The organism is Pseudomonas sp. R3-57 (assembly GCF_051132065.1).
GTDB lineage: Bacteria > Pseudomonadota > Gammaproteobacteria > Pseudomonadales > Pseudomonadaceae > Aquipseudomonas.
Genome location: NZ_CP071655.1, coordinates 3,975,442 through 4,001,220, shown reverse-complemented (window position 1 = coordinate 4,001,220; position 25,779 = coordinate 3,975,442). Strand labels below are relative to the sequence as shown.

Genomic DNA, 25,779 nt, shown 5'->3' with positions numbered 1-25,779 from the left:
CGACCATGCGCCAGGGAGGCTGGATCGTCGGGCTGTGGCTGAGCCTGAGCGCGCTGTGCGCGGCGAGTGAACCACCGCAGGTGCTGGAAGTGCTGACCCGGACCGGCCTGGAAAATGTCCAGTTGCGCCTCGACGCTCAGGACCGGCAATGGCTGCGTCAGCACCCGCTGTTGCGCATGGGCATTTCCGGGCCGGATTACCCGCCATTCGAATTGACCCGTAACCAGCATGAACTCGAAGGGCTGACCGCTGATTACGCCGATCTGCTGGCGCAGTTGCTCGGCATCCGCATCGAGGTGCGCCGGTTTGCCGACCGTGAGGCGGTGATGGCTGCGCTCAAGCGTGGCGAGGTCGATCTGCTCGGCACCTCCAACAGCTTTGAAATCGCCGATCCGGCCTTTGTGTTGTCCCGGCCGTACGCCGAAGATCAACCGATGCTGGTGACTCGCCTCGACGAACAGATACCGACCGATCTGGCCGACAAACGTCTGGCGATCGTCGAGGACTATCTACCGCTGGCGGCCGTGCAAGGCTTTTATCCGCTGGCCCATGTGCAGCGTTACCCGTCGGCGATGGACGCACTCGGTGCGGTGGCGTTCGGCGCAGACGACGTGTACCTCGGTGATTTCATCAGCGCCAACTACCTGATCAACACCAATTATCGCAACGACCTGCAACTGGCCGGGCCGTCGGGCCTGGACGCCAATGCGTTCGGCTTCGCCTTGCTGCGCAGCGATGCGCGGCTCAAACGCATCGTCGATCTGGCGCTGGCGGCCATTCCCATGGAGCGCCGGCAACGCATCGAACAGCGCTGGAGCGCCGGTCTGGCGGAAATGGCGGAGCAGTCACGAGTGCAACTCAGCGCCAGCGAGCAGGCCTGGCTCGACGAGCACCCGGTCGTGCGAGTCGGCGCCATCGAAGATTTCGCGCCGCTGACGTTTTTCGATGCCGACGGCCGTTTCAGCGGGCTCACGGCGCAATTGCTGAGCCTGATCAGCCAGCGCAGCGGGCTCAACTTCGAGATCGTGCGCGGAACCTCGCTGGACCGTCAGATCGAACAGCTCAAGGCCGGCGAGCTGGACCTGTTGCCGGTGGTGACGCCCAGTAGCGAGCGCGAAACCGAGCTGCAATTCACCCGCGCCTACCTGAACAATCCGTTCGTGCTGGTCAGCGCAAGCACCTGGCAGGGGCCGCTCCCGCTGGACGAACTGGCGGGCAAGCGTCTGGCAATCTACCGCGGCCATCCGTTGCGCAGTTATCTGGTGGCCCGTGTGCCGCGCTTGCGCCTGGTCGAAACCGCGAGCCCGGCCGACGGCATGGCGATGATCCTCAAGCGCCAGGTCGACGTCACGGTGAGTTCGTTGGTGGTGGCGCGGTTTCTGATTGCCCGCCATCACCGCGAACGCCTGCGTATTACCGGCACGGTCGGTGATCAACCGGCGCGCATTGCCTTGGCGACCGCACCGCACATGCCGGCGCTGCACTCGATCCTGAACAAGGCACTGCTGAGCATCGCCCCGCAGCAGATGGATGAACTGGTCGAGCGCTGGAGCCACGAGGTGGTGGTCGATGACAGTTACTGGCTGCGCCATCGCCACGAAATACTCCTCGGTTTTGCGGCAGCGGCGTTGCTGTTGGCGCTGGCGCTGGGCTGGATCGTCTGGCAGCGCCGCCAGTTGCGCCGCCGTCAGCATTGGCTGCAGCAACTGCAGGACGCCAAGGATGCGGCGGACGATGCCAATCGCGCCAAGACCACGTTTCTGGCGACCATGAGCCATGAAATCCGCACGCCGATGAACGCCTTGATCGGCATGCTCGAACTGGCCTTGAAGCGCGCGGAGGAGGGCGTGACCGATCGTCTGGCGATTCAGGTGGCGTCCAACGCCGGGCAACAATTGCTGGCGCTGATCGGCGACATTCTCGACATCGCGCGGATCGAGACCGGGCATCTGTCCCTCGCGCCTGAACGCGCCAACCTGCGTGAACTGGTGCTCTCGGTGTGCCGGGTCTTCGAGGGGCTGGCGCGGCAGAAACACTTGCTCTGGCATCTGCAACTCGATACCCGCAGCGACGTCGACGTATTGATCGACCCGACACGTTTCAAGCAGGTGCTGTCAAACCTGCTGAGCAACGCCATCAAGTTCACTGATGAGGGCGAAGTCAGTCTGCATTTGACAGTAAGCGCCGCAACGGCCGAGCGCTTGGCGGTGAAGGTGTTGATCGAGGACAGCGGCGTGGGCATCAGTCATGAGGATCGCCAACGGTTGTTCAGCCCGTTCGTGCAGGCGAGCAACCATGCGCAATCGGCGCGCAGCGGTTCCGGGCTGGGCCTGGTGATCAGCCGCAACCTGTGCGAGATGATGGGCGGCACGTTGCGACTGGACAGCGTGCCCAGTGAAGGCACCCAGGTTGAGGTCAGTCTCGAACTGCCGCTGCTGGCGGCGCTCGCGCAAGCCGCGTCGGCTCCCGTTGCGGTTGTCACGGCGGTGCGTTCGCTGAATGTGCTGGTGGTCGATGATCATCCGGTCAACCGTTTGCTGTTGTGTTGGCAACTGAGTGAACTCGGCCATCGGACGGTCGACACCGACAACGGCGACGGCGACGACGCCCTGCAGCGCTGGCGGACGCAGGCATTCGACGTGGTGATTACCGATTGCAACATGCCGCGGCGCAACGGCTATCAGCTCGCACAGGCGATTCGTGAGCAAGAATCGCTGGCCGAACGCACACCGTGCCTGCTGCTGGGTTTCACCGCCAATGCACAGGCCGAGGAACGCGCTCGCTGTCTGGCCGCCGGCATGGACGATTGCCTGTTCAAGCCGATTCGCTTGCACGATCTGGCCCAGGCATTGGCCGCCGCCAGCCATTGCGACATGCCGGCGGAGCAGGTTGCAACCTCTGCGCTGGCGGAAATCGACCTCAGTACGCTGGAGCAAATGGCCGGTGATGATCGTGACCTGATCGAACGCCTGCGCGAGGAAGTGCTGCACAGCTTGCGCCTGGACCGGCAACTGCTGGCGGTGTTGCAGGATGACCGCGACCGCGCCGGGTTACGCGAGCTGGCGCATCACATCAAGGGTGGCGCGCAGATGGTCGGCGCGGCGCGGGTGGTGGCGGCCTGTGTCGACCTGGAACTGGCTTGCGCTGACGGGCAAACGCCGCTGCCGAACACGGTAATCGAGGCGTTGCGCGATGCGATGGACAGCCTCGCGAAACACCTGCTGACCTGATAGCGGCGCTTTGGTTTTTGTGGGAGCCAGCCTGCTGGCGATTGCAGCGCTGCAAATTCTGTTGGCAAACCACTGTTCCTCTGATGGAACGCTGAAGCCGGTTTTCGCCCTCTAGTCCGATATTGGTCAGGCGGTTAGGATTAATCCAATGCTTTTATCCAGATTGGAGACCCCATGAAAAACCTTATCGGTATCTACACCAGCCCGCGCGGCCATTGGGTCGGCGATGGTTTTCCGGTGCGCACGCTGTTTTCCTACGACAACCTGGGCAAACACATCAGCCCGTTCCTGCTGCTCGATCATGCCGGCCCGGCCGAATTCACGCCGACCACGGAACAACGCGGCGTGGGCCAGCATCCGCATCGCGGTTTCGAAACCGTGACGATCGTTTACGACGGCGAAGTGCAGCACCGCGACTCGACCGGCAGTGGCGGGCTGATCGGCCCCGGCGATGTGCAGTGGATGACGGCTGCGTCGGGGATTCTGCATGAAGAGTTTCACTCGGAAAACTTCGCCAGAACCGGTGGCAAACTGGAGATGGTGCAGTTGTGGGTCAACTTGCCCGCCAAGGACAAGATGGCTGCGCCGGGGTATCAGACCATTCTCGACAGTGACATTCCGCACATCGCGCTCAAGGATGACGCTGGCAGCCTGCGTTTGATTGCGGGTGAGTTCGAGGGGCATAAAGGGCCGTCGCGCACGTTTACGCCGATTGATGTGTGGGATTTGCGGCTGAACGCTGGCAGGTTGCTGACGCTTGATTTGCATGAAGGGCGTAATACGGCGTTGGTGGTGTTGCGAGGTTCGGTGCGGGTCAATGCGGGGGAGTCGGCGGCTGTCGGGCAGTTGGTATTGTTCGAGCGCGCGGGGCGGGCGGTGTCGCTTGAGGCGGCTGAGGATGCGGTAGTGTTGTTGCTCAGCGGCGAGCCGATCGATGAGCCGATTGTCGGGCATGGTCCGTTTGTGATGAATTCGGAGGCGGAGATTCATCAGGCGTTTGTTGATTTTCAGTCGGGGCGGTTTGGGCGGATGCGGGGTTGAGATGAGCCTTTTTTTGGGGTACATATCCGTTGCTGCGGTAACGGCTGCTTAGGGTTCCGCCCTTACGGCGGGTCACCTTTTTCAAACGCCAAAAAGGTAACCCAAAACGCTTGCTCCTGCGTTCGGCCCTCGCAGGCTCGGGTCCCTTCGCTGCGGGATCGATCCGGGCGCAGCGGCTACGGTTTGCTTCGCTGCACCTACGTCCGCTGTGTCTGGCTGCGCCAGACGGTCGCTGCGCTCCTACGCCCGGATTGATCCCTCCACTCAGCCTTCCGACGTCGCCGGTGACGCAAGATCAAAAGCACTCGAGCTAACGCTCATTGTTGAGTGGTTAGAAGCGGTCGTTGGCTTTTAATTTGTGGTGTGGCTACCCCTCACCCCAGCCCTCTCCCGAGGGAGAGGGAGCCGATTTGTGGGCGTTTCATAATTTGTGTTCGACTCGGTATTTCAGGTCGGCGTAACTCCCGCATCCACCCCGGTCAGTTCCCTCTCCCTCCGGGAGAGGGCTAGGGTGAGGGGCTTTTGATTTTCAGCTGACTTCAAGCATCACTCAACCTCCTGACATCACCGCTGAACCAAGATCAAAGCCGCACCAAAATCATTTGCTCCTACACTGTGCCAATCTGTGCGATCTTCTCGCGATTGACCTTCGTCGGAGTTGTTTGATGCTGTCTCTGCTGACCGAACATCCGCTGTTTAGCGCGTTTATCCTGATCTTGCTCGATCTTGGTCTGTGGCGGTTGATCAGTTCCCGTGGCAGTGAGTGGAAGCTGTTGGTGCGGGTGCTGATTTTTGCGTTGTTCAGTGTGTTGCTGTTCAACGAAGGGCTCAATCCGATGGAGCCGGCGCCGTGGGCGGAGAATGTGCCGTTGCATCTGGCGGCGACGGGGTTGCAGATTGGTTGGTGGCTGTTTGGTGCGCGGACGCTGACGGTGTTGATCGGTGCGGTGATGATGCAGCGGGTCGGGCATACCGGGCGGCTGTTGCAGGATCTGCTCGGGGCGGTGATTTTTCTGGTCGCGATCATTGCGGCGCTGGCCTATGTGCTCGATCTGCCGGTCAAAGGTGTGCTGGCGACTTCTGGCGCGCTGGCGATCATTGTCGGTCTGGCGTTGCAGAGCACGCTCAGCGACGTGTTCTCGGGGATCGTCCTTAACACCACCAAGCCTTACCAACTCGATGACTGGATTTCCATCGACGGCACCGAGGGCCGGGTGACCGATATCGATTGGCGCGCCACGCGTCTGCAGACCAGCCAGGGCAGCATGGCGGTGATTCCCAACTCGTTGGCGGCGAAGGCCAAGATCATCAACTTCAGCCGGCCAAGCAATATGTTCGGCGTCGCGGTCAGCTTGCAGGTCAGCCCGCATGCGCGACCCAGTGCGGTGATCGAGGCGCTGGAACGGGCGATGCAGGGCTGTCGGCAATTGCTCGACACCCCGGCGCCGAGCGTGGCGCTTAAAAGCGCTGCCAGCGCTGGCGCGGAGTACGAGATCAGCGGTTTCGTCGCGTCGATGGGCGAGAAGCGTGTCGTGCGTAATCAGCTGTTCGACCTGGCGTACCGGCATTTGCAGGCGTCCGGGGTCAATCTGCTGTCGAGCAATGAAACCAGCGCCGCGCCACAATTGTCGCGGCAGCGGGCGTTGCTCGACAGTTCGCCGATCTTCTCGACCCTGCGCGAGGAGGAGAAGGACACCTTCAGCCAGAACATGAACCTGCAGATCTTCCGCGCCGGCGAGATCATTCTGGCGGGCGGGGAGGTCAGCGATCATTTGTTCATCATCGAGTCCGGCGTGGTCTCGGTAACATTGAAGCGCCACGGCACCACGTTCGAATCCGGGCGCATGGGGCCGGGCGAGGTGATCGGCGAGGCGGGGATCCTGTCCGACACCGCGCTGCCGGCGGACTTCTCGGCGAAGACTTTCTGCGCCTTGTACCGCATCGAAAAATCCTACCTGAAACCGTGCCTGGACGCCCGTCACGATATCCACGACGCGATGCAGGCCTTGCTCGATTTCCGCCTGCACAAGGCGCAAGCACTGACCGAGGAAGTCCCTGTGGTCGCGCCAAAACGCGGTTTTCTGCAATGGCTGCGCAATCGCGCCTGAGGTCACCGCTGTTATCGAATGCAACCTGCGCGGCGCTCTCGGGGTCACTATTGGCATACCCACTGGCCGGAGTTGCAGACGATGAAAAACCTGCGGATCGCCACCTTCAACGTCAACGGCATGCGCGCGCGGCTGCCGAATCTGCTGGAATGGCTCAAGCGCGAGCAGCCCGACATCGTCTGCCTGCAAGAGCTCAAATCGGTGGACAGCGCCTTTCCCGCCGCCGAGCTGGAAGCGGCCGGTTACGGCGCGATCTGGCAGGGCCAGGCGTCGTGGAATGGCGTGGCGATTCTGGCTCGCGATGCGCAACCGCTGGAGAGTCGCCGCGGGCTGCCCGGTGACGCGGATGACACGCAGAGCCGCTACATCGAAGCAGCGGTGCACGGCGTGCTGGTCGGCTGCCTGTATCTGCCCAACGGCAACCCGCAACCGGGGCCGAAATTCGATTACAAACTGGCATGGTTCGAACGGCTGATCACCTACGCCAAAGACCTGCAAAACGGCGATCATCCGGTGGTGCTGGCCGGCGATTACAACGTCGTGCCCACCGACATGGACATCTACAATACCCGCTCATGGCTCAAGGATGCCTTGCTGCAACCGGAGAGTCGCGAGTGCTACCAACGGCTGCTCGATCAGGGCTGGACCGATTCGCTGCGTCATCTGTATCCCGAGGAGCGCATTTATACGTTCTGGGACTATTTCCGCCAGCATTGGCAGACCAACTCCGGCCTGCGCATCGATCACCTGCTGCTCAACCCGGCGCTGAGTCCGTATTTGCATGACGCAGGGGTAGACGCCTGGGTGCGCAACGAGCCGCATGCCAGCGACCATGCGCCCACGTGGATCCGTATTGGCTCGCGCAAGAAGCGCTGATGGCGATTGGCGAAATCAATTGTCGAAACGTGCGCCCGATCCGTATACATGGCGAGCAGCAACGCAGTGATCTGCGGCCTCCCTGCAAAAGGACCGAGCAATGAGCGCGCCACGCCTGAAGAATCTGCAACGGTACCTGCAACGCCTGGGGTTCGATTCAGCGCCGCCCGCGACGCTGAAGACGCTGCGCCAGTTGCAATTACGCCATACCGGCGTGTTTCCTTTCGAGAATCTGGCGACCATCACCGGCGCGCCAGTGCTGATCGACCTACCCTCGATTGAAGAGAAAGTCTTGCTCGGTGGTCGCGGTGGTTATTGCTACGAACTCAATCACTTGTTCTTCGCGCTGTTGCTGGAGCTGGGCTTCGAAGCTCGGGCGATCAGCGGGCGCGTGGTGATGAATCAGCCCGAAGGCAGTTGGACGGCACGCACCCATCGTTTGAGCCTGGTGACAATCGGCGCCGAGCGCTACATCACGGACGTCGGCTTCGGCGGCATGGTGCCTACCGCACCGTTGCGGCTCGACACCGAAGCCGAACAAGCGACCCCGCACGAACCCTATCGCCTCGAACACCAGCCCGACGGCTACATGCTCCGCGCCAACGTGGCCGGTGAGTGGCGGCCCATGTACCTGTTCGACCTGCAACGTCAGGAGGACATCGATTACACCGTCGGCAACTGGTACGTCTCGACGCACCCGCAGTCACCGTTCACTCAGCGGTTGATGGTCGCGCGTACTGGCGATGGCTGGCGCAAGACGCTGAACAACGGCAGCTTTGCTATCCATCGCATGAACGCACAAAGCGAGCGGCGCGAGCTGACCGAAGTTGACGAGTTGATCGACGTGCTGCAACGCGAGTTTGGCCTTGATGTGGGTGATTTGCCGCGTATTCGCCAGGCACTGGCGCGGGTGATTGCGCCTGTCGCTGCCTAAGGTTTGACGTCCGGTTCGAGCACGCGGCGGATTTCGCCGATCGCGGCCGAAAGCTTCCTTTCCAGACTCTTCAGATCGCTGGCCGTAATGCCTTTTTTGAATTGTCCACTAACGCCCGAATCATCCGGCTGTTGCTGGCGGGCAGTGTCGAGCAAGGCGTGGCGCAGCGTGTTGTTGATGACCGTCTGATAGCCGAACCCCTCATGGTCCGCGGTCGTACGCGCCGCTTCGATTACCGCGTCATCCAGCATGATCGTGATGCGGGTCTTGCCTTTGTTGGGCGCCACTGCACCGCGTTTGCCCGCGTAAAAATTATATTCGTCTTGCATGGTTCAAGCCTCCTGAAAACAGGCACGTCGTTCGCTCGGTGTGGCGAGGCGTGCGGAAATGATTCGAACGACATTCACTTCTCGGTAGCTGTACGCAACGACCAGCACGCACCCCTTTGCATCGAGCCCAAGGCTGATCCAGCGTTGTTCGTCATGATCGTTGTCCTCAAGCGTCAGTGCGCGTTCGTCGTGCAAGACGGGTTCGACCTCGGCGAGGCTGATGCCTTTGTGCTTGAGTTTGTTGGCTGCGTTCTTGCTTTTGTCGTACTGAATTTTGAATGACTTCATTATGCATGCTTTATATGTATAAGAAAGGATGCGACCGTACCGCTGGTCGCCATGAACACTTCAGCCTAGTGGGCATGTGCATGGACGCTGTCGAGGATGTGTTGCCGGATTTGTGAGGCAGAAGCCGCAGGCTAGAAGGTTGGGTGGCTAACTAACCATTATGTGACTGACAAGTTGTATACAACTCTATGGACATTTGTCACGGGTATTGAATACAGTGTGCGCATAACAAAAACCAGGGAACCCCCCACCATGAAAACGCCCCATGTTTCACACCCACGGCCCGAGGACGAAAATCTCGGGGTCGGCGCGAATATGGCTTACGGCCTGCAACATGTGCTGACCATGTACGGCGGTATCGTTGCGGTGCCGCTGATCATCGGCCAGGCGGCCGGCCTGTCGCCGGCGGACATCGGTTTGTTGATTGCTGCTTCATTGTTTGCGGGGGGGCTGGCGACGCTGCTGCAAACCCTGGGTTTGCCGTTTTTTGGCTGTCAGTTGCCGCTGGTGCAGGGCGTGTCGTTTTCCGGCGTGGCGACCATGGTCGCGATTGTCAGCAGTGGCGGGGAGGGCGGCTTTCAGTCGGTGCTCGGCGCGGTGATTGCGGCGTCCTTGATAGGCTTGTTGATCACCCCGGTGTTCTCGCGCATTACCAAGTTCTTTCCGCCGCTGGTCACCGGCATCGTGATCACCACCATCGGCCTGACGCTGATGCCGGTGGCCGCACGCTGGGCGATGGGTGGCAACAGTCATGCGCCGGACTTCGGCAGCATGCAGAACATTGGTTTGGCGGCAGTTACGTTGGTGCTCGTGTTGCTGCTGAGCAAGGTCGGCAGTGCGACCATTTCGCGCCTGTCGATCCTGTTGGCCATGGTGATCGGCACGGTGCTGGCGGTGTTCCTCGGCATGGCGGATTTCTCCAGCGTTACCACCGGGCCGATGTTCGGCTTCCCGACGCCGTTTCACTTCGGCATGCCGACCTTCCACTTCGCGGCGATCCTGTCGATGTGCATCGTGGTCATGGTGACGCTGGTGGAGACCTCGGCGGACATTCTGGCGGTGGGTGAGATTATCGGCACCAAGGTCGACTCCAAGCGCCTGGGCAATGGCTTGCGCGCGGATATGCTGTCGAGCATGTTTGCGCCGATCTTCGGCTCGTTCACCCAAAGCGCCTTTGCGCAGAACGTTGGCCTGGTGGCGGTGACCGGCATCAAGAGCCGTTACGTGGTGGCCACGGGCGGTCTGTTCCTGGTGATCCTCGGCCTGTTGCCGTTCATGGGGCGGGTCATTGCCGCAGTGCCGACTTCGGTACTCGGCGGTGCCGGTATCGTGCTGTTCGGCACGGTGGCTGCGAGTGGCATTCGCACATTGTCCAAGGTGGATTACCGCAACAACGTCAACCTGATCATTGTCGCTACTTCGATTGGTTTCGGCATGATCCCGATTGCCGCGCCGAGTTTCTACGATCAGTTCCCGAGCTGGTTCGCGACGATTTTCCATTCCGGTATCAGTTCGTCGGCGATCATGGCGATCCTGCTCAACCTCGCGTTCAACCACTTCACCGCCGGTAACTCGGATCAGCAATCGGTGTTCGCTGCAGCGGAGGAGCGCACCTTGCGCTACCGCGATCTGGCCGCGCTGCGCGAAGGTGACTACTTCAGCGACGGCAAGCTGCACGATTGCGATGGCAAGGAAGTGCCGGTGATCGAGCCTGACGAACATGATCATGGGCACGGCGCAGCGAAAGTGCAGATCAAGAGCAGCGAACACGTTTGACGGCTGCGACTGAATAGAAAAGGGCCGATCTGTCATGGACAGATCGGCCCTTTTCATTGGGGCTTTTCGAGCGCCCACAAAAAAGCCCCTGAATCTTTCGATTCAGGGGCTTTGCTATTTGGCTCCACAACCTGGACTCGAACCAGGGACCCAATGATTAACAGTCATTTGCTCTACCAACTGAGCTATTGCGGAATTGGTGCGTATGTTACTGATTTAAAAAGACTAGTCAAGCGCCTGATGCAAAATTGCAGGAATCTTCGGGACGGACGGTGATTTGTCAGTGATTGGCGGTTACCAGAAAAGCCTCAGCGGTCTACCATGACCGCCCGGAAGTGGTCACACGCGCTGCCGGCCATTCGCCGCAAAGGTACGCGTCATGTCTAAACTCACTAGCAATATCGAGGTGCTCGCATGAGCACTGCACAGATCAGCCTGCCCAAAGGGATCGGCCCGCACGCGGAAAAACTCTTCGATGCAATCGCCGGGGCCAGTACTGCCGAAGAATTGAACCGCGCCGGCGGCAAGGCCGAAGGGTTCGTCCTCGGGCTCGAAAGCAGCAAGACCATCAAGAGCCAGGTGGCCGAATCGCTGTATGTGATTTACGACGATGCCGCCGCTCAGCGCTCGGCTGAACTGGCTTAACTGCCGAAGGTAATCGTGCCGAGCATCAGCTTGGCATACGCCGCCGTTGCCGCCAGTTGCACCAGCCACAGGGCCAGGCCGCCGAGGAATACCCCGGTGGCGACTTGCAGCACCAGGCTCTTTTCGCGTTTGGCCGAGGCGCGCGGGATGAAATCATCCAGATCGTCACGGTCGGCACGCAGGTTGTCGTTTTTCATGTGGGTTCTCGCAAAGCTCTCGAATGTACACAAAACCCTGTAGGAGTGAGCCTGCTCGCGATAGCGGTGTGTCAGTCATACATATTCAGGCTGACAAAACGCTATCGCGAGCAGGCTCACTCCTACAGTTGGAATTGTGTGCAGTCTAGAGGTTACGGGGCGTTTTCAAAGACAAATAAAAAACGGGAAGCCCCAAGGCTTCCCGTTTTTCATCAAGCTGCGAAGTCAGATGACCTGAACAATCGCATCCGTCACAGCCTTGATGTTGCTCTGGTTCAACGCCGCCACGCAGATGCGGCCAGTGTCCAGGGCGTAGATGCCGAACTCGTTGCGCAGGCGATGAACCTGTTCAGTGGTCAGGCCCGAGTAGGAGAACATGCCGCGCTGACGACCGACGAAGCTGAAATCGCGGCCCGGCGCTTTTTCTGCCAGCAGATCGACCATTTGCGTGCGCATGCCGCGAATGCGCAGACGCATTTCCGCCAGCTCGGCTTCCCACTGGGCGCGCAGCTCAGGGCTGTTCAGCACGGCGGCGACGATGCTCGCACCATGGGTCGGCGGGTTGGAGTAGTTGGTGCGGATCACGCGTTTGACTTGCGACAGCACGCGCGCGCTTTCTTCCTTCGATTCGCTGATGATCGACAGCGCGCCAACGCGCTCGCCGTACAGCGAGAACGACTTGGAGAACGAGCTGGAAACGAAGAAGGTCAGGCCGGACTCGGCGAACAGGCGCACCGCAGCGGCGTCTTCGTCGATGCCGTCGCCAAAACCCTGGTAGGCCATGTCGAGGAACGGCACGTGGCCTTTGGCTTTGACCGCTTGCAGTACGTTGTTCCAGTCCGCCGGGCTCAGGTCGACGCCGGTCGGGTTGTGGCAGCAAGCGTGCAGGACAATAATCGAGCCGTTCGGCAGGGCGTTGAGGTCTTCGAGCATGCCGGCGCGGTTCACGTCGTGCGTGGCGGCGTCGTAGTAACGGTAGTTCTGCACCGGGAACCCGGCGGTTTCGAACAGCGCACGGTGGTTTTCCCAGCTCGGATCGCTGATTGCCACGACGGCGTTCGGCAGCAGTTGCTTGAGGAAGTCAGCGCCGATTTTCAGGGCGCCGGTACCGCCGACCGCCTGGGTGGTGATGACACGGCCAGCGTTGATCAGCGGCGAGTCGTTACCGAACAGCAGCTTTTGCACGGCCTGGTCGTAGGCGGCGATGCCATCGATCGGCAGGTAACCGCGCGAAGCGTGTTGCGCGACGCGAATCGACTCGGCTTCGATCACCGCGCGCAGCAGTGGAATTCGCCCCTCTTCGTTGCAGTAGACACCCACGCCCAGGTTGACCTTGGTGGTCCGGGTATCGGCGTTGAATGCTTCGTTGAGGCCCAGGATTGGATCGCGGGGTGCCATTTCGACAGCGGAGAACAGGCTCATTATTGCGGCGGCTCTGAATGGGATATGGAGGGACGTGTCGCGCTCCAGCCGGATGCACTAGAGCGGTGCACAAACGGGGAGCTAGTATAGAGGCCATTACTCGGCAATGGCGACAGGCGAATCGGCTTTTGCGCGAAGTTTTTCCGATTATTTCTTGACCGTTAGTCGCCTGCGCGTGTCAGAGTCTTTAACAGATGTAGGACGTTTGCCTTGAAAGCGCGGGCAATCGCCACCACATTGAGCACAATCCAGCTATTTTCTTGCGCGACGTCGGTCGTTTGCGGTCGTCCCCGTGGTGCTGCGCCTGGTGCGCGATGCCGCGATCCCAGAGGTGTGTATGTCCGAATTCCAGCTAGTCACCCGCTTCGAGCCTGCCGGCGATCAGCCGGAAGCGATTCGCCAGATGGTCGAAGGCATCGAAGCCGGGCTGGCGCACCAGACGCTGCTCGGTGTGACCGGCTCGGGCAAGACCTTCAGCATCGCCAATGTGATTTCCCAGGTGCAGCGCCCGACGCTGGTGCTGGCGCCGAACAAGACCCTGGCGGCGCAGTTGTACGGCGAATTCAAGGCATTCTTCCCGAACAACGCGGTCGAGTATTTCGTCTCTTACTACGATTATTACCAGCCGGAAGCCTACGTGCCGTCGTCCGACACCTTCATCGAGAAGGACGCGTCGATCAACGACCACATCGAGCAGATGCGCCTCTCCGCGACCAAAGCGCTGCTCGAGCGCAAAGACGCGATCATCGTCACCACGGTGTCGTGCATCTACGGTCTGGGCAGTCCGGAAACCTATTTGAAGATGGTGTTGCACGTCGATCGCGGCGACAAACTCGATCAGCGCGCGCTGCTGCGCCGGTTGGCCGATCTGCAATACACGCGCAACGACATGGACTTCGCCCGGGCGACATTCCGCGTGCGCGGCGATGTGATCGATATTTTTCCGGCGGAATCCGATCTGGAAGCGATCCGCATCGAGCTGTTCGATGACGAGGTCGAAAGCATTTCCGCGTTCGATCCGCTGACCGGCGAAGTCATTCGCAAGATGCCGCGGTTCACTTTTTACCCGAAGAGCCACTACGTGACGCCGCGCGAAACCCTGCTCGACGCCATCGAAGGCATCAAGGTCGAATTGCAGGAACGTCTTGAGTACCTGCGCAGCAACAATAAACTGGTGGAAGCCCAGCGTCTGGAGCAGCGCACGCGCTTCGATCTGGAGATGATTCTCGAGCTGGGTTACTGCAACGGCATCGAAAACTACTCGCGCTACCTGTCCGGGCGCCCGGCCGGTGCCGCGCCGCCGACGCTTTACGATTACCTGCCGGCCGACGCCTTGCTGGTCATCGATGAATCGCACGTCAGCGTGCCGCAGGTCGGCGCGATGTATAAGGGCGACCGCTCGCGTAAAGAGACGCTGGTCGAATACGGCTTCCGCCTGCCTTCGGCGCTGGATAACCGGCCGATGCGTTTCGACGAGTGGGAAGGGGTCAGCCCGCAGACCATTTTCGTCTCGGCGACGCCGGGCAATTACGAGGCCGAACACGCCGGGCGCGTGGTCGAGCAAGTGGTGCGCCCGACCGGTCTGGTCGACCCGCAGGTCGAAGTGCGCCCGGCGCTGACCCAGGTCGATGACCTGCTCTCGGAAATCACCAAGCGCGTAGCGGTGGAAGAGCGGGTGCTGGTGACCACGCTGACCAAGCGTATGGCCGAAGACCTCACCGATTACCTCGCCGACCACGGTGTGCGCGTGCGCTATCTGCACTCTGACATCGACACCGTCGAACGCGTCGAGATCATCCGCGACTTGCGCCTTGGCGTGTTTGATGTGCTGGTCGGCATCAACCTGTTGCGCGAAGGCCTGGACATGCCGGAAGTCTCGCTGGTGGCGATCCTCGATGCCGACAAGGAAGGGTTCCTGCGTTCCGAGCGTTCGCTGATCCAGACCATCGGCCGTGCGGCGCGTAACCTCAATGGCCGGGCCATTCTGTATGCCGATCGCATGACTGGTTCGATGGAAAGGGCGATTGGCGAAACCGAACGCCGCCGTGAGAAGCAGATCGCTTTCAACCTTGAGAACGGTATCACTCCGAAGGGCGTGATCAAGGACGTTGCCGACATCATGGAAGGCGCCACCGTGCCGGGCTCGCGCAGCAAGAAACGCAAAGGCATGGCCAAGGCTGCCGAAGAAAACGCCAAGTACGAAGCCGAACTGCGCTCGCCAAGCGAAATCACCAAACGCATTCGTGCGCTGGAAGAAAAGATGTACCAATTGGCGCGGGACCTGGAGTTTGAAGCGGCGGCGCAGATGCGCGACGAGATTGCCAAATTGCGTGAGCGATTGCTTACGGTATAAGGGATCGTGCCCACGCAGAGCGTGGGAACGATCAACACAGGAATCGCGCTCGCCACAAAACCTGTGGGAGCTAGCCCTGCTAGCGATTGGGGCGACTCGGTGTCAGTGCGACCGCAAGTCTGCCTTAAAAAACCTGCCTGCTGGAGCCGGGCGGGTGTCGCCTGTTACCATTCGCCGCTTGATTGTTCTGCTTTTCATTCTTTTCGAGACATGCCATGACCACCGTCCGCACTCGCATCGCGCCATCGCCTACCGGGGACCCCCACGTAGGTACCGCTTACATCGCATTGTTCAACTACTGCTTTGCCAAGCAGCATGGCGGTGAGTTCATCCTGCGCATCGAAGACACCGACCAGTTGCGTTCGACCCGCGAGTCCGAACAGCAGATCTTCGACGCCCTGCGCTGGTTGGGTATCGACTGGAGCGAAGGCCCGGACGTCGGCGGCCCGCACGGCCCGTACCGGCAGAGCGAGCGCGGCGATATCTATCAGAAGTATTGCCAGCAACTGGTCGACATGGGTCATGCCTTCCCGTGCTTCTGCACCGCCGAAGAACTCGACCAGATGCGCGCCGAACAAATGGCTCGCGGTGAAACGCCACGCTATGACGGCCGCGCGCTGCTGCTGTCGAAAGAAGAAGTCGCGGCACGTCTGGCCGCTGGCGAGCCTCACGTGATCCGCATGAAAGTCCCGAGCGAAGGCGTGTGCGTGGTGCCGGACATGCTGCGTGGCGATGTCGAAATCCCGTGGGAATCGCATGGATATGCAAGTGCTGATGAAGACCGACGGCCTGCCGACGTACTTCCTCGCCAACGTGGTCGACGATCACCTGATGGGCATCACCCACGTGTTGCGCGGCGAAGAATGGCTGCCATCGGCGCCGAAACTGATCCTGCTTTACGAGTACTTCGGCTGGGAACAGCCAGAGCTGTGCTACATGCCGCTGCTGCGTAACCCGGACAAGAGCAAGCTGTCCAAGCGCAAGAACCCGACTTCGGTGACGTTCTACGAGCGCATGGGCTTCATGCCTGAGGCGATGCTCAACTACCTGGGGCGCATGGGCTGGTCGATGCCGGACGAGCGTGAAAAATTCTCGCTGCAGGACATGGTCGACAACTTCGACCTGAAGCGCGTGTCCCTCGGCGGTCCGATTTTCGACATTGAGAAGTTGTCGTGGCTCAACGGCCAGTGGCTGCGTGATCTGCCGGTGGAAGAGTTTGCCGCACGCGTGCAGAAGTGGGCGTTCAACTCCGAATACATGATGAAAATCGCGCCGCACGTTCAGGGCCGCGTCGAGACCTTCAGCCAAGTGGCGCCATTGGCCGGGTTCTTCTTTGCCGGGGGGGTCAATCCGGACGCCAAACTGTTCGAATCGAAAAAGCTCTCCGGCGATCAGGTGCGTCAGTTGATGCAGTTGATCCTGTGGAAACTCGAAAGCCTGCGTCAGTGGGAAAAGGACAGCATCACCGCGACGATTCAGGCGGTGGTCGAATCCCTTGAGCTGAAGCTGCGCGATGCGATGCCGCTGATGTTCGCGGCGATCACCGGCCAGGCCAGTTCGGTGTCGGTGCTCGATGCGATGGAAATTCTCGGGCCGGACCTGACCCGTTTCCGTCTGCGCCAGGCGATCGACCTGCTGGGCGGCGTATCGAAGAAAGAAAACAAGGAGTGGGAAAAGCTGCTGGGCGCCATTGCTTGAGCGGGTCTGACCCAGTGTGACGGCAGCCGAAGGCCGCGATCTTTTGATCCGGCCTTCGGCGCTTCTCCCTGATTTACGGGGGGGAGGGCGGTAAGTGATTGTTATCCCGACGAAAAATTTTGAAATTTTTCAAAAATAAGTTTGACAGGGTTTCGATACGCCCTTAAGATTCGCCCCGTCCTCAGCGATGACATCAACGATGAGGGGCTATAGCTCAGCTGGGAGAGCGCTTGCATGGCATGCAAGAGGTCGACGGTTCGATCCCGTCTAGCTCCACCAATTTACACTTCAAGGCCTGGCCACACCGGCCTTGAAGCGATCAACACTCAGCGTTGATCAGTTGTACAGAAGGGTTTGCGTCCCCTTCGTCTAGTGGCCTAGGACACCGCCCTTTCACGGCGGTAACAGGGGTTCGAGTCCCCTAGGGGACGCCAGTTTTACAGAAGTGATGTTGCAAAACGTCGCTCCGCCGCGAGGCGAAAAATCCGGGGCTATAGCTCAGCTGGGAGAGCGCCTGCATGGCATGCAGGAGGTCAGCGGTTCGATCCCGCTTAGCTCCACCAATTTTACAATTCGAGGTCTGGCCACACCGACCTTGAATCGATCAGCACTCAGCACTGATCAGTTGTATAGAAGGGTTTGTGTCCCCTTCGTCTAGTGGCCTAGGACACCGCCCTTTCACGGCGGTAACAGGGGTTCGAGTCCCCTAGGGGACGCCACGATTACCCGCTCTGCGGGATTTTATAAGGGTCATTCAATTATTGAATGGCCCTTTTGTTTGTCTGGCGTTTGGCCAACTCTCCTTTTTCCTTACACTGTGCTTCAGACCAGCGGTCATATCCTTGACTTGCGGAATATTATTATGCGAATAATATTCTAGTCGTAATATTCGGAGGCAACGATGAACGATAAAAAAGCTCAAACCCGCGAACGCATCCTCAAGGCTGCCAGCGCTGCACTGATCCAGCGCGGCCCGGCAGACCCCAGCGTGGGCGAAGTGATGGGCGCGGCCGGCCTGACCGTCGGCGGCTTCTACGCGCACTTCGAAAGCAAGGACGCGATGATGCTCGAAGCGTTCAAGCAATTGCTGGGTCGGCGTCGCGACCTGATTGCCGACATGGATGCCGAGTTGACCGGCGAAGAGCGTCGCGCCCTGGTTGCCGCGTTCTACCTGTCGCGCAAACACCGTGATTCCAGCGAGGCGGCGTGCCCGATTCCCGCTTCGATCGGTGAATTGGGTCGTTTGCCGGAGTCGTTCCGCCTGGCGCTGAACGAGCACCTGGAGCTGATGGTCGCGCAACTGGCGGCCAGCCCCGAAGACACCGACAAGGCCCTGGCTGACGTGGCGTTGATGGTGGGCGGTCTGGCGCTGGCACGCGCGCTCGGCCCTGGTGATTTATCCGATCGATTGCTGCGCGCCGCCAAGTCGGCGGTGCGTTGACTTGAAGGCATCCTGCCTGAGGAGAGAGCGATGAACGCGTTGAAGTGGGTTCGTGGCGTTAACGGCACCTTGGGCTGGATTGCACCGAAACGGGTGGCGAGCAAGATGCGTCTGGTGTTCATGACGCCGCGCACGCTGCCTCTGCGAGACTGGGAACTGCCGATGCTGGCCAGTGCCGAGCGCATCACCTTGCGCTTTGGCCTCTCCGCGTTGCGCTGGGGCCAGGGCCCGGCCGTGCTGCTGATGCATGGTTGGGAAGGGCGGCCAACCCAGTTCGCCGCGTTGACCACGGCGCTGGTCGATGCCGGTTATACCGTTGTCGCACTGGATGGCCCAGCCCATGGTCGTTCGCCGGGGCGCGAAGCCAATGTGGCGCTGTTTGCCCGAGCCATGCTTGAGGCAGCGGCTGAGCTGCCACCGCTGCAAGCCGTCATCGGCCATTCGATGGGTGGCGCCAGCGCAATGCTCGCTGTGCAAATGGGCCTGCGCACCGAAACCCTCGTCAGCATTGCCGCACCGGCACGTATTCTCGGCGTGCTGCGTGGTTTTGCGCGCATGGTCGGAATGCCGCCGCGAGCGCGATCGGCGTTCATACGCCAAGTCGAACAGGACGTCGGCATGCGCGCCGCCACCCTTGATGTGGCGCGCTATCAACTGGATATGCCGGGCTTGATCGTGCATGCCGAGGACGACAATTTTGTTTCGGTAAAAGAGTCGCAGTTGATCCACGAGGCCTGGTTCGACAGCCGCTTGCTGCGCCTCGAAAGCGGCGGGCATCAGCGCGTGCTGGCCGACCCTCGGGTGATTGATGGCGTGTTATCACTGCTGGCCGGGCGCAGCCTTCAGACGCGCCAATCGGCATAGCCATCCGTTACACTGCCCAGGTTCAATACATCGACCGGGAGTGGGGCATGGGCTGGGATCGGGCAACGCCGTTTACCATTGATCTGCAAGTAGGCGCCGAGGATATCGACGGGCTGGGCCACGCCAACAACGCGGTTTATGTGACCTGGCTTGAGCGCTGCGCCTGGCGCCACTCGCAGCGCCTGGGTCTGGACCTGGTCGAGTACCGGCGACTGGATCGGGCGATGGCCGTAGTGCGCCACGAAATCGATTATCTCGCCGCTGCCTACGAGGGCGACGAACTGCAATTGGCGACCTGGATCGTCGATTGGGACCAGCGCCTGAAAATGACCCGGCATTTCCAGCTGAAACGCCCGAGCGACAACGCCACCCTATTGCGGGCGCAGACCACGTTTGTCTGCATCGAATTGTCGACGGGCAAGCCCAAGCGCATGCCGGCGGAATTCATCGAAGGCTATGGCGCGGCGATTCAGATCCCGGCAACACCGCAAATCTAAACTGTAGGAGTGAGCCTGCTCGCGATAGCGGTGTGTCTGTAACATAGGTGTAACTGACCCACCGCTATCGCGAGCAGGCTCACTCCTACAAGGGATCTGTGTTGTTCTGCGGTTTCGCGCGTAATCCAGTAAACTGCCGCACGTTTTTTCTTTCAAGTAGTGTTTTCCCATGCAAATTGCTCTGGCGCCCATGGAGGGGTTGGTCGACGACATCCTGCGTGACGTGCTGACCCGCGTTGGCGGCATCGACTGGTGCGTGACCGAATTCATTCGAGTCAACGATCAGTTGCTCACACCGGCCTATTTCCACAAGTTCGGCCCTGAGCTGCTCAATGGTGCACGCACCGCAGCCGGTGTGCCGTTGCGCGTGCAATTGCTCGGTTCCGATCCGGTGTGCCTGGCGGAAAACGCAGCGCTGGCCTGCGAACTTGGCTCCGAAGTGATCGACCTCAACTTTGGTTGCCCGGCCAAGACTGTGAACAAGTCCCGGGGCGGCGCGGTGTTGCTGAAAGAACCGGAACTGCTTAACCAGATCGTCGAGCACGTCCGCCGTGCCGTGCCCGCGCACATTCCGGTCACTGCGAAAATGCGCCTGGGCTTTGACAGCCCTGACGGTTCGCTGGTCTGCGCCACGGCGCTGGCCGAGGGTGGCGCCGAGCACATCGTGGTTCACGCGCGGACCAAAATGGACGGCTACAAGCCGCCGGCGCACTGGGAGTGGATTCCGCGGGTGCAGGACGTGGTCAAGGTGCCGGTATTCGCCAACGGTGATATCTGGAGCGTCGAAGACTGGCGGCGTTGCCGCGAGATCAGCGGCGTCGAAGACATCATGCTCGGTCGTGGACTGGTGTCGCGTCCGGATCTGGCCCGGCAGATCGCTGCGGCTCGCGCCGGCGAAGAGGTGGTCGAGATGACCTGGGCGGAGCTGATGCCGTTGATTCAGGATTTCTGGCTGCAAGCCAAAGCGCAGATGACCGCGCGTCAATCGCCGGGGCGCTTGAAGCAATGGCTGGCGATGTTGACGCGCAACTACCCGCAAGCCACCGAGCTGTTCACGGTGTTGCGCCGCGAAACCGAGCCCGATCAGGTCTCGCGTCTGCTCGGTCTGCCGTTGGTCGAGGCCGCATAAAAAATCTGAAAATAATCTCTTGAAAACCAGACAGCGGTCCCTATCTAAGGGTTACGCGATGCCGAATTCGGGTCGCGGAGACACAAAAACTTGCTGATTGTTTTCAGGAGATTTGAATCATGAGTACTGCATTTTCCCTCGCGCCACTGTTCCGTTCCTCGGTAGGTTTCGACCGTTTCAACGACCTGTTCGAAACCGCCCTGCGCAACGAGCCAGGCAGCAGCTACCCACCTTACAACGTCGAGAAACACGGTGATGACCAATACCGTATCGTCGTTGCCGCCGCCGGTTTCCGGGAAGAAGACCTGGAACTGCAGGTCGAGAAAGGTGTGCTGACCATCAGTGGTGGCAAGCGTGACGCCAACGAAGGTGTGACCTTCCTGCATCAGGGCATCGCCCAGCGTGCGTTCAAGCTGTCGTTCCGTCTGGCCGATCACATCGAGATCAAGGCCGCGGACCTGAGCAACGGCCTGCTGAGCATCGACCTGCTGCGCGTGGTCCCTGAAGAGGCGAAAGCCAAGCGCATTCCAATCAATGGTGCGCAGCAGCCGGCGCTGCAATAACGCCGAGTAACGAAAAGGGCGCCAATGGCGCCCTTTTTTGTGCGCGTCATTCCAGCAGCACCTTTAAATCGCTCAGTGCCACCGGTCGACTGTGCAGATACCCCTGATACAAATGACAGCCCAGCCCCTGCAAAAACGCCAACTGCTCCGGCGTCTCCACGCCTTCGGCAATCACCTCCAGCTCCAGGCTGCGTGCCATCGCGACAATCGCGCGGATGATCTCGGCGTCGTTCGGGTCGGTGGTCGCGTCGCGGATGAATGACTGATCGATTTTCAGCGTGTCCACCGGCAGGCGTTTCAGATAAGTGAGCGATGAATAACCGGTGCCGAAATCGTCCATGGCAAAACTGACGCCGAGCTTTTTCAAGCGGCGCATCTTGCCGATGGTGTCTTCCAGGTTCTGGATGACGATGCCTTCGGTGATTTCCAGTTTCAGCAGCGAGCAGGGGAGGCCGTGGCTGCTCATGCTGTGTTCGATGCGCTCGACGAAATCGTTCTGACGGAACTGCCGTGGGCTGATGTTCACGCACAGGCTGAAAGCGAGCGGGTTGACCAGGCGCAGCGCGATCAGTTGCTTGAAGGCATTGCAGGCTTCGTCGAGGATCCAGGTGCCGACTTCGAGAATCAGCCCGCTGTCCTCCAGAACCTTGATGAACTCGGCAGGCGATTGCGCGCCCAGCTGCGGATGGTTCCAGCGCACCAGGGCTTCGGCGCCGATGATGCGGTTGTCGCGTGCATCGACCTGCGGCTGAAAGTGCACATTGAATTCGCCGCGTGACAGCGCCAGACGCAGATCGGTCTCCATGCGCAGCCGTTCGCTCGCGGCTTTCTGCATGGTGTTGTGATACATCTGCGTGGTGTTGCGCCCCGAATCCTTGGCCCGATACAGGGCGATGTCGGCGCGTTTGAGCAGGTCGGTCGGCGTCGAGCCGTGATCGGGAATCAGCGCCACGCCGATGCTCGGCGTCACTTGCAGGCGCTGGCCGTCGAGAAACATCGGCTCGGACAGCAATTCGCGAATGGTGTCGGCCAGCGCGCGCACCTGCTCGCTGACGTCACTGCGCGAGCCTTCGAGTCCGCTGAGCAGCACGACGAATTCGTCGCCACCCAGGCGTGCCACGGTGTCTTCCATGCGAACACTGGCTTCGAGCCGCGCGGTGATGATCTTCAGCACGGTGTCGCCGACCGGATGGCCGAGCGAGTCATTGATGTGCTTGAAGTGGTCAAGATCGAGAAACAGCAGGGCGCCACGCAGGTTGTGACGCTTGAGCAGGGCTATCTGCTGGCTCAACCGATCCATCAGCAAGGCGCGGTTGGGCAGGTTGGTCAGCGGGTCGTGATAGGCCAGATGGCGGATCTGCGCTTCGGCGTTCTTCAGCAGGCTGACGTCTCGCGCGGTCAGCAGCAGGCAGGCGGTTTCGTTGAGGGTGATCGGCTCGACCGAGACCTCGACAGTCAGTATCTCCCCGCGCTTGTTGCGCCCGAGCATTTCCTGATGGTGCACGCGGCCCTTGATCTGCAATTCAGCCAACAGCGCCGAACGCTGCTTTTCCTCGGCCCAAATGCCGACCTGATACACGGTTTTGCCCACCACTTCCTCGGCGCGATAGCCCGTCAAGCGGCAGAAGCCGTCGTTGACTTCCAGATAACGCCCGGTATCACGCTCGGTGATGGTGATCGCGTCGGGGCTGGAGTGAAACGCCTTGGCAAACTTCTCTTCGCTGGCCTTCAGCGCCGCTTCCGAGCGTTGTTGTTGGGTGATGTCGCGCAACGTGGTGACGATGCACGGCTGATCGCCAACGCTGATCTGCCGACTGGAAATCACACACGTCAGAGACTGGCCATCCTTGTGCTGGACGATGATCGCGACATTGCTCAAGCCCTGCTCGCGGATCACCCGCTCAATGCGTTGCAGGCTTTTTGCCGAGGCGTCCCACAGGCCGATTTCCTCGGCGGTGTGGCCAATCACGTCAACGGCGTTCCAGCCGAACGTCTGGGTGAAACTGGAGTTGATCTCGATGAACTGGCCGGTTTCCTGGCGGGTGACGCAGATCGGGTCCGGGCTGACCTGAAACAGCGTGGCGAATTTCTCTTCCGAGGCCACCAGTCGCTGTTCGCGTTCGACCTGGTCGGTAATGTCCAGCAGAGTGCCGGCCATGCGCAGCGGTGTGCCGTTGTCATCGCGATACAGGCGCGCGCGACTTTCCAGATAGCGCGAGCTGCCGTCCGGCAATTGCACACGATAGGTCAGTTGATAGTTGCCCGCCGGGCCTTCGCGCAGACTGCGGTAGGCATCGCGCATGCTGTCGCGTTCTTCGCCCGGCACGCCCTCGAAAAACGCCTCGAATGATTCATGAAACGGTATCGGGTCGAGCCCGTGCAATTGTGCGGCGCGCGCCGAGCCGTAGAGCATGCCGCTGGGGATGTGCCAGTCCCAGGTACCGAGCTGCGCCGAATCCAGCGCCAGGTCGAGGCGTTCCTGGCTGTCTTTCAAGGCCAGTTCGGCGGCTTTGCGTTCGGTGGTGTCGAGGAAGGTGCTGAGCAGGTACGGCTGACCTTCGAGTTCGACTTTCTGCGCACTGAGAATGCCGTCATGCACCTGGCCGTTGCTGGCGCGAAACTGCACTTCCATGCTGGTCAGTTCGCCTTTGGCCTTGGTTTTTTTCACCAGTTCGGCGCGCTGCTCGGGGTGCACCCACAGGCCAAGTTCAAGGGTGGTCCGACCAATGGCGTTCAGCACCGGCCAGCCGAACAGACTTTCAAAATACTGGTTGGCTTCGCTGATCAGGCCGTCTTCCTGGCGGGTCAGCAGCACCATGTTGGGGCACAGGTGGAAAAGTGTGGCGAAACGTTTCTCCGAGCTGCTCAGCGCCTGTTCACGTTGACGCTGGTGGGTGATTTCGCGAATCACCCCGATCATTCGGGGACGGCCGTTTTTGTCCGGCAGCAGGCTGCCATTGATCTCCAGCCAGTGCAGGCTGCCGTCGGGCCAGCGGATGCGGTGGTGCATCGCCTGCTCCAGCGGCGCGCCGGCGATCACCGCATGAAAGGCGCGAACGGTTTTTGCCCGGTCTTCCGGTGGCAGCAAATCCAGATATTCCAGGTCTTCGGGCAGCGGCTGCCGGGGATCGAAGCCGAACAACGCCTGGGTGCCGCGCGACCAACTGATCTGCCCGCGCTCGATGTCCCAATACCAGGCACCGAGCCGGGCGCCGTTGAGCGCCGCCAGCAATTGCGGCGCGCTTTCCCAGCTCTGCTCGGAGTGGCGCGGGTCAATCGCCTGTATTCGCGGCATCGGCGGCGTTCGGTGAACAGATTTCGGCATTGTGGACAGGCCTTGAGCGGATGGTGGCGTTAGGCACAGCAATCGCGGCTCTACAGGAGTAGCACAAGTCGGCCTCAAGTCCCTGGCAGATCGATTTGTGCATCCAGCAAGGCCATGAAGGCTCTTGCCGCGTTCGAGAGCGTCCGTTCGGTGTGCAGGATATAGCCTAGCTGGCGACTGAGCTGTATGCCCGGTAATGCGATGCTCGCCACTTGCTCATCGAGCATGGTGCGTGGCAACACGCTCCAGGCGAGGCCGATCGAGACCATCATTTTGATGGTTTCCAGATAGTTGGTGCTCATGGCGATGTTTGGCGTCAGGCCTTGGGCCTCGAATAAACGCTGGACGATGTGGTGGGTAAAGGTGTTGCCGCCGGGGAATACTGCCGGATGGCCGGCAATGTCGATCAGACTGACGGCGCCGTTATTGATCAGCGAATGCTCCGGGGCGACCACGAAATCCAGTGGGTCGTCCCACACCGGTGTGGCCTTGACCAGCGCGTGAGGCTCCGGCGCCAAGGTGATGACTGCCAGTTCAGCGCGGCCGTGAAGAATCTCTTCGTAGGCCACTTCCGAATCGAGGAACTGAATATCCAGCGCGACCTGTGGGTAGCGGCGGGTGAACTCCCTTAATAAGGGTGGTAATCGATGCAGACCGATGTGATGACTGGTGGCCAGCGTCAGACGACCGCTGACTTCGCCGGTCAGGTTGGTCAGGGCGCGGCGGGTGTCATCCAGCACGTTTAAAATCTGGTAAGCCCGCGGCAGCAGGGCGCGGCCAGCCTCGGTCAGGCCGACTTCACGGCCCAGACGGTCGAACAGGCGCACCTTCAGTTGTTGCTCCAGACCGGCGATGCGCTTGCTGATCGCCGGTTGAGTCAGGTGCAGGCGTTCGCCGGCGCCGGAGAAGCTGCCGGTCTCGGCGATGGCAATAAAAGCATTCAGGTTGGCCAGATCCATTCAGTATTCCAGTCGGTTATCCAAAGCATAAAAAATATGAATTTGAGTTATTTAATCTAACCCCATAGGATCGGCCTCACAAGCCAAAGGGTTATTGATAAGCC

At 60.5% G+C, this 25,779-nt stretch carries 19 protein-coding genes, 5 tRNA genes and 1 pseudogene; 18 read left to right on the top strand and 7 right to left on the bottom strand.

The annotated features are described in order from the left end of the window. Positions 1 to 5 precede the first annotated feature (5 nt). From J3P93_RS18095 to J3P93_RS18075, 5 genes are all read left to right on the top strand, one after another. Positions 6 to 3,230, top strand: a complete 3,225-nt coding sequence (locus J3P93_RS18095; RefSeq protein WP_434590336.1) for a transporter substrate-binding domain-containing protein — start codon at positions 6 to 8, stop codon at positions 3,228 to 3,230. 174 nt (positions 3,231 to 3,404) lie between these two features. Beyond that, the gene (locus J3P93_RS18090) at positions 3,405 to 4,271 is read left to right on the top strand and encodes a pirin family protein (RefSeq protein WP_434590333.1); all 867 of its coding nucleotides are present in this window, start codon (positions 3,405 to 3,407) and stop codon (positions 4,269 to 4,271) included. A gap of 665 nt (positions 4,272 to 4,936) precedes the next feature. Beyond that, on the top strand, positions 4,937 to 6,379 hold the full coding sequence (locus tag J3P93_RS18085) for a mechanosensitive ion channel domain-containing protein (protein ID WP_434590330.1): 1,443 nt from the start codon (positions 4,937 to 4,939) through the stop codon (positions 6,377 to 6,379). A gap of 81 nt (positions 6,380 to 6,460) precedes the next feature. Next, positions 6,461 to 7,255 (top strand): exodeoxyribonuclease III, encoded by a 795-nt coding sequence (gene xth / locus J3P93_RS18080; RefSeq protein ID WP_434590327.1) that lies wholly within the window; start codon positions 6,461 to 6,463, stop codon positions 7,253 to 7,255. A 100-nt stretch (positions 7,256 to 7,355) separates the two neighbouring features. Next, positions 7,356 to 8,189, top strand: coding sequence for an arylamine N-acetyltransferase family protein (locus tag J3P93_RS18075; protein ID WP_434590324.1), 834 nt, complete (start codon positions 7,356 to 7,358; stop codon positions 8,187 to 8,189). Here J3P93_RS18075 and J3P93_RS18070 read toward each other — a convergent pair. Continuing rightward, on the bottom strand, positions 8,186 to 8,518 hold the full coding sequence (locus J3P93_RS18070) for a BrnA antitoxin family protein (protein ID WP_434590321.1): 333 nt from the start codon (positions 8,516 to 8,518) through the stop codon (positions 8,186 to 8,188). The two genes, J3P93_RS18075 and J3P93_RS18070, sit on opposite strands and share 4 nt — an antisense overlap. 3 nt (positions 8,519 to 8,521) lie before the next feature. Next, positions 8,522 to 8,806 carry a BrnT family toxin gene (locus J3P93_RS18065; RefSeq protein ID WP_434590318.1) on the bottom strand — a complete coding sequence of 95 codons (285 nt, stop codon included), beginning with the start codon at positions 8,804 to 8,806 and terminating at the stop codon, positions 8,522 to 8,524. 252 nt (positions 8,807 to 9,058) lie between these two features. Between J3P93_RS18065 and J3P93_RS18060 the strand changes: the two genes are divergently transcribed. Beyond that, positions 9,059 to 10,582, top strand: coding sequence for a nucleobase:cation symporter-2 family protein (locus J3P93_RS18060; RefSeq protein WP_394597770.1), 1,524 nt, complete (start codon positions 9,059 to 9,061; stop codon positions 10,580 to 10,582). 119 nt (positions 10,583 to 10,701) lie between these two features. Here J3P93_RS18060 and J3P93_RS18055 read toward each other — a convergent pair. Further along, positions 10,702 to 10,777: transfer RNA gene (locus tag J3P93_RS18055), tRNA-Asn, on the bottom strand. A gap of 219 nt (positions 10,778 to 10,996) precedes the next feature. On the opposite strand from J3P93_RS18055, the gene J3P93_RS18050 reads away from it, so the two are divergent. Then, a complete protein-coding gene (locus J3P93_RS18050) occupies positions 10,997 to 11,227 on the top strand; it encodes a hypothetical protein (RefSeq protein ID WP_258449807.1) in 231 nt (76 codons plus the stop codon). Here J3P93_RS18050 and J3P93_RS18045 read toward each other — a convergent pair. Both J3P93_RS18045 and J3P93_RS18040 read right to left on the bottom strand, forming a co-directional pair. Continuing rightward, positions 11,224 to 11,424 carry a hypothetical protein gene (locus J3P93_RS18045; RefSeq protein WP_090282632.1) on the bottom strand — a complete coding sequence of 67 codons (201 nt, stop codon included), beginning with the start codon at positions 11,422 to 11,424 and terminating at the stop codon, positions 11,224 to 11,226. The two genes, J3P93_RS18050 and J3P93_RS18045, sit on opposite strands and share 4 nt — an antisense overlap. A 225-nt stretch (positions 11,425 to 11,649) precedes the next feature. Then, a complete protein-coding gene (locus J3P93_RS18040; RefSeq protein ID WP_434590314.1) occupies positions 11,650 to 12,846 on the bottom strand; it encodes an amino acid aminotransferase in 1,197 nt (398 codons plus the stop codon). A gap of 337 nt (positions 12,847 to 13,183) precedes the next feature. Here J3P93_RS18040 and uvrB point away from each other — a divergent pair, with 337 nt between their 5' ends. The 11 genes and pseudogenes from uvrB (at position 13,184) to J3P93_RS17985 (ending at position 21,391) form a co-directional block, all read left to right on the top strand. Then, positions 13,184 to 15,199, top strand: coding sequence for an excinuclease ABC subunit UvrB (uvrB, locus tag J3P93_RS18035; protein WP_434590311.1), 2,016 nt, complete (start codon positions 13,184 to 13,186; stop codon positions 15,197 to 15,199). 215 nt (positions 15,200 to 15,414) lie between these two features. After that, positions 15,415 to 16,897 (top strand): annotated as a pseudogene (gene gltX / locus J3P93_RS18030) (glutamate--tRNA ligase). A gap of 203 nt (positions 16,898 to 17,100) precedes the next feature. Continuing rightward, positions 17,101 to 17,176: transfer RNA gene (locus J3P93_RS18025), tRNA-Ala, on the top strand. Positions 17,177 to 17,255: 79 nt separating this feature from the next. Continuing rightward, a tRNA-Glu gene (locus tag J3P93_RS18020) sits at positions 17,256 to 17,331 on the top strand. A 53-nt stretch (positions 17,332 to 17,384) separates the two neighbouring features. Continuing rightward, positions 17,385 to 17,460 (top strand) — tRNA-Ala (locus J3P93_RS18015). A gap of 80 nt (positions 17,461 to 17,540) precedes the next feature. Next, a tRNA-Glu gene (locus J3P93_RS18010) sits at positions 17,541 to 17,616 on the top strand. Positions 17,617 to 17,798: 182 nt separating this feature from the next. Next, positions 17,799 to 18,338: a TetR/AcrR family transcriptional regulator gene (locus tag J3P93_RS18005; protein WP_093102857.1), complete on the top strand. Its 540-nt coding sequence runs from the start codon at positions 17,799 to 17,801 to the stop codon at positions 18,336 to 18,338. Between the two features lie 30 nt (positions 18,339 to 18,368). Continuing rightward, positions 18,369 to 19,202: an alpha/beta fold hydrolase gene (locus J3P93_RS18000; protein ID WP_434590308.1), complete on the top strand. Its 834-nt coding sequence runs from the start codon at positions 18,369 to 18,371 to the stop codon at positions 19,200 to 19,202. Between the two features lie 47 nt (positions 19,203 to 19,249). Further along, positions 19,250 to 19,699, top strand: a complete 450-nt coding sequence (locus tag J3P93_RS17995; protein ID WP_434590305.1) for an acyl-CoA thioesterase — start codon at positions 19,250 to 19,252, stop codon at positions 19,697 to 19,699. A 169-nt stretch (positions 19,700 to 19,868) separates the two neighbouring features. Beyond that, the gene (locus J3P93_RS17990; protein WP_090282639.1) at positions 19,869 to 20,828 is read left to right on the top strand and encodes a tRNA dihydrouridine synthase; all 960 of its coding nucleotides are present in this window, start codon (positions 19,869 to 19,871) and stop codon (positions 20,826 to 20,828) included. A 119-nt stretch (positions 20,829 to 20,947) separates the two neighbouring features. Next, a complete protein-coding gene (locus tag J3P93_RS17985) occupies positions 20,948 to 21,391 on the top strand; it encodes an Hsp20 family protein (protein WP_090282640.1) in 444 nt (147 codons plus the stop codon). 46 nt (positions 21,392 to 21,437) lie between these two features. Here J3P93_RS17985 and J3P93_RS17980 read toward each other — a convergent pair whose 3' ends face one another. Next, the gene (locus J3P93_RS17980) at positions 21,438 to 24,716 is read right to left on the bottom strand and encodes a PAS domain S-box protein (RefSeq protein WP_434590300.1); all 3,279 of its coding nucleotides are present in this window, start codon (positions 24,714 to 24,716) and stop codon (positions 21,438 to 21,440) included. Between the two features lie 74 nt (positions 24,717 to 24,790). Then, entirely contained in the window at positions 24,791 to 25,675 is an 885-nt protein-coding gene (locus J3P93_RS17975; protein WP_090282642.1) for a LysR family transcriptional regulator, read from the bottom strand. Positions 25,676 to 25,779 lie beyond the last annotated feature (104 nt).

What these genes read in the sequence shown, in the direction of transcription:
- J3P93_RS18045 (WP_090282632.1), bottom strand. Translation starts at nt 11,424, where the DNA reads ATGAAAAACGACAACCTGCGTGCCGACCGTGACGATCTGGATGATTTC.
- J3P93_RS18060 (WP_394597770.1), top strand. Translation starts at nt 9,059, where the DNA reads ATGAAAACGCCCCATGTTTCACACCCACGGCCCGAGGACGAAAATCTC.
- uvrB (WP_434590311.1), top strand. Translation starts at nt 13,184, where the DNA reads ATGTCCGAATTCCAGCTAGTCACCCGCTTCGAGCCTGCCGGCGATCAG.
- J3P93_RS17975 (WP_090282642.1), bottom strand. Translation starts at nt 25,675, where the DNA reads ATGGATCTGGCCAACCTGAATGCTTTTATTGCCATCGCCGAGACCGGC.
- J3P93_RS18075 (WP_434590324.1), top strand. Translation starts at nt 7,356, where the DNA reads ATGAGCGCGCCACGCCTGAAGAATCTGCAACGGTACCTGCAACGCCTG.
- J3P93_RS18095 (WP_434590336.1), top strand. Translation starts at nt 6, where the DNA reads ATGCGCCAGGGAGGCTGGATCGTCGGGCTGTGGCTGAGCCTGAGCGCG.
- J3P93_RS17985 (WP_090282640.1), top strand. Translation starts at nt 20,948, where the DNA reads ATGAGTACTGCATTTTCCCTCGCGCCACTGTTCCGTTCCTCGGTAGGT.
- J3P93_RS18070 (WP_434590321.1), bottom strand. Translation starts at nt 8,518, where the DNA reads ATGCAAGACGAATATAATTTTTACGCGGGCAAACGCGGTGCAGTGGCG.
- xth (WP_434590327.1), top strand. Translation starts at nt 6,461, where the DNA reads ATGAAAAACCTGCGGATCGCCACCTTCAACGTCAACGGCATGCGCGCG.
- J3P93_RS18000 (WP_434590308.1), top strand. Translation starts at nt 18,369, where the DNA reads ATGAACGCGTTGAAGTGGGTTCGTGGCGTTAACGGCACCTTGGGCTGG.
- J3P93_RS18090 (WP_434590333.1), top strand. Translation starts at nt 3,405, where the DNA reads ATGAAAAACCTTATCGGTATCTACACCAGCCCGCGCGGCCATTGGGTC.
- J3P93_RS17990 (WP_090282639.1), top strand. Translation starts at nt 19,869, where the DNA reads ATGCAAATTGCTCTGGCGCCCATGGAGGGGTTGGTCGACGACATCCTG.
- J3P93_RS18085 (WP_434590330.1), top strand. Translation starts at nt 4,937, where the DNA reads ATGCTGTCTCTGCTGACCGAACATCCGCTGTTTAGCGCGTTTATCCTG.
- J3P93_RS18050 (WP_258449807.1), top strand. Translation starts at nt 10,997, where the DNA reads ATGAGCACTGCACAGATCAGCCTGCCCAAAGGGATCGGCCCGCACGCG.
- J3P93_RS18040 (WP_434590314.1), bottom strand. Translation starts at nt 12,846, where the DNA reads ATGAGCCTGTTCTCCGCTGTCGAAATGGCACCCCGCGATCCAATCCTG.
- J3P93_RS17995 (WP_434590305.1), top strand. Translation starts at nt 19,250, where the DNA reads ATGGGCTGGGATCGGGCAACGCCGTTTACCATTGATCTGCAAGTAGGC.
- J3P93_RS18005 (WP_093102857.1), top strand. Translation starts at nt 17,799, where the DNA reads ATGAACGATAAAAAAGCTCAAACCCGCGAACGCATCCTCAAGGCTGCC.
- J3P93_RS17980 (WP_434590300.1), bottom strand. Translation starts at nt 24,716, where the DNA reads ATGCCGAAATCTGTTCACCGAACGCCGCCGATGCCGCGAATACAGGCG.
- J3P93_RS18065 (WP_434590318.1), bottom strand. Translation starts at nt 8,806, where the DNA reads ATGAAGTCATTCAAAATTCAGTACGACAAAAGCAAGAACGCAGCCAAC.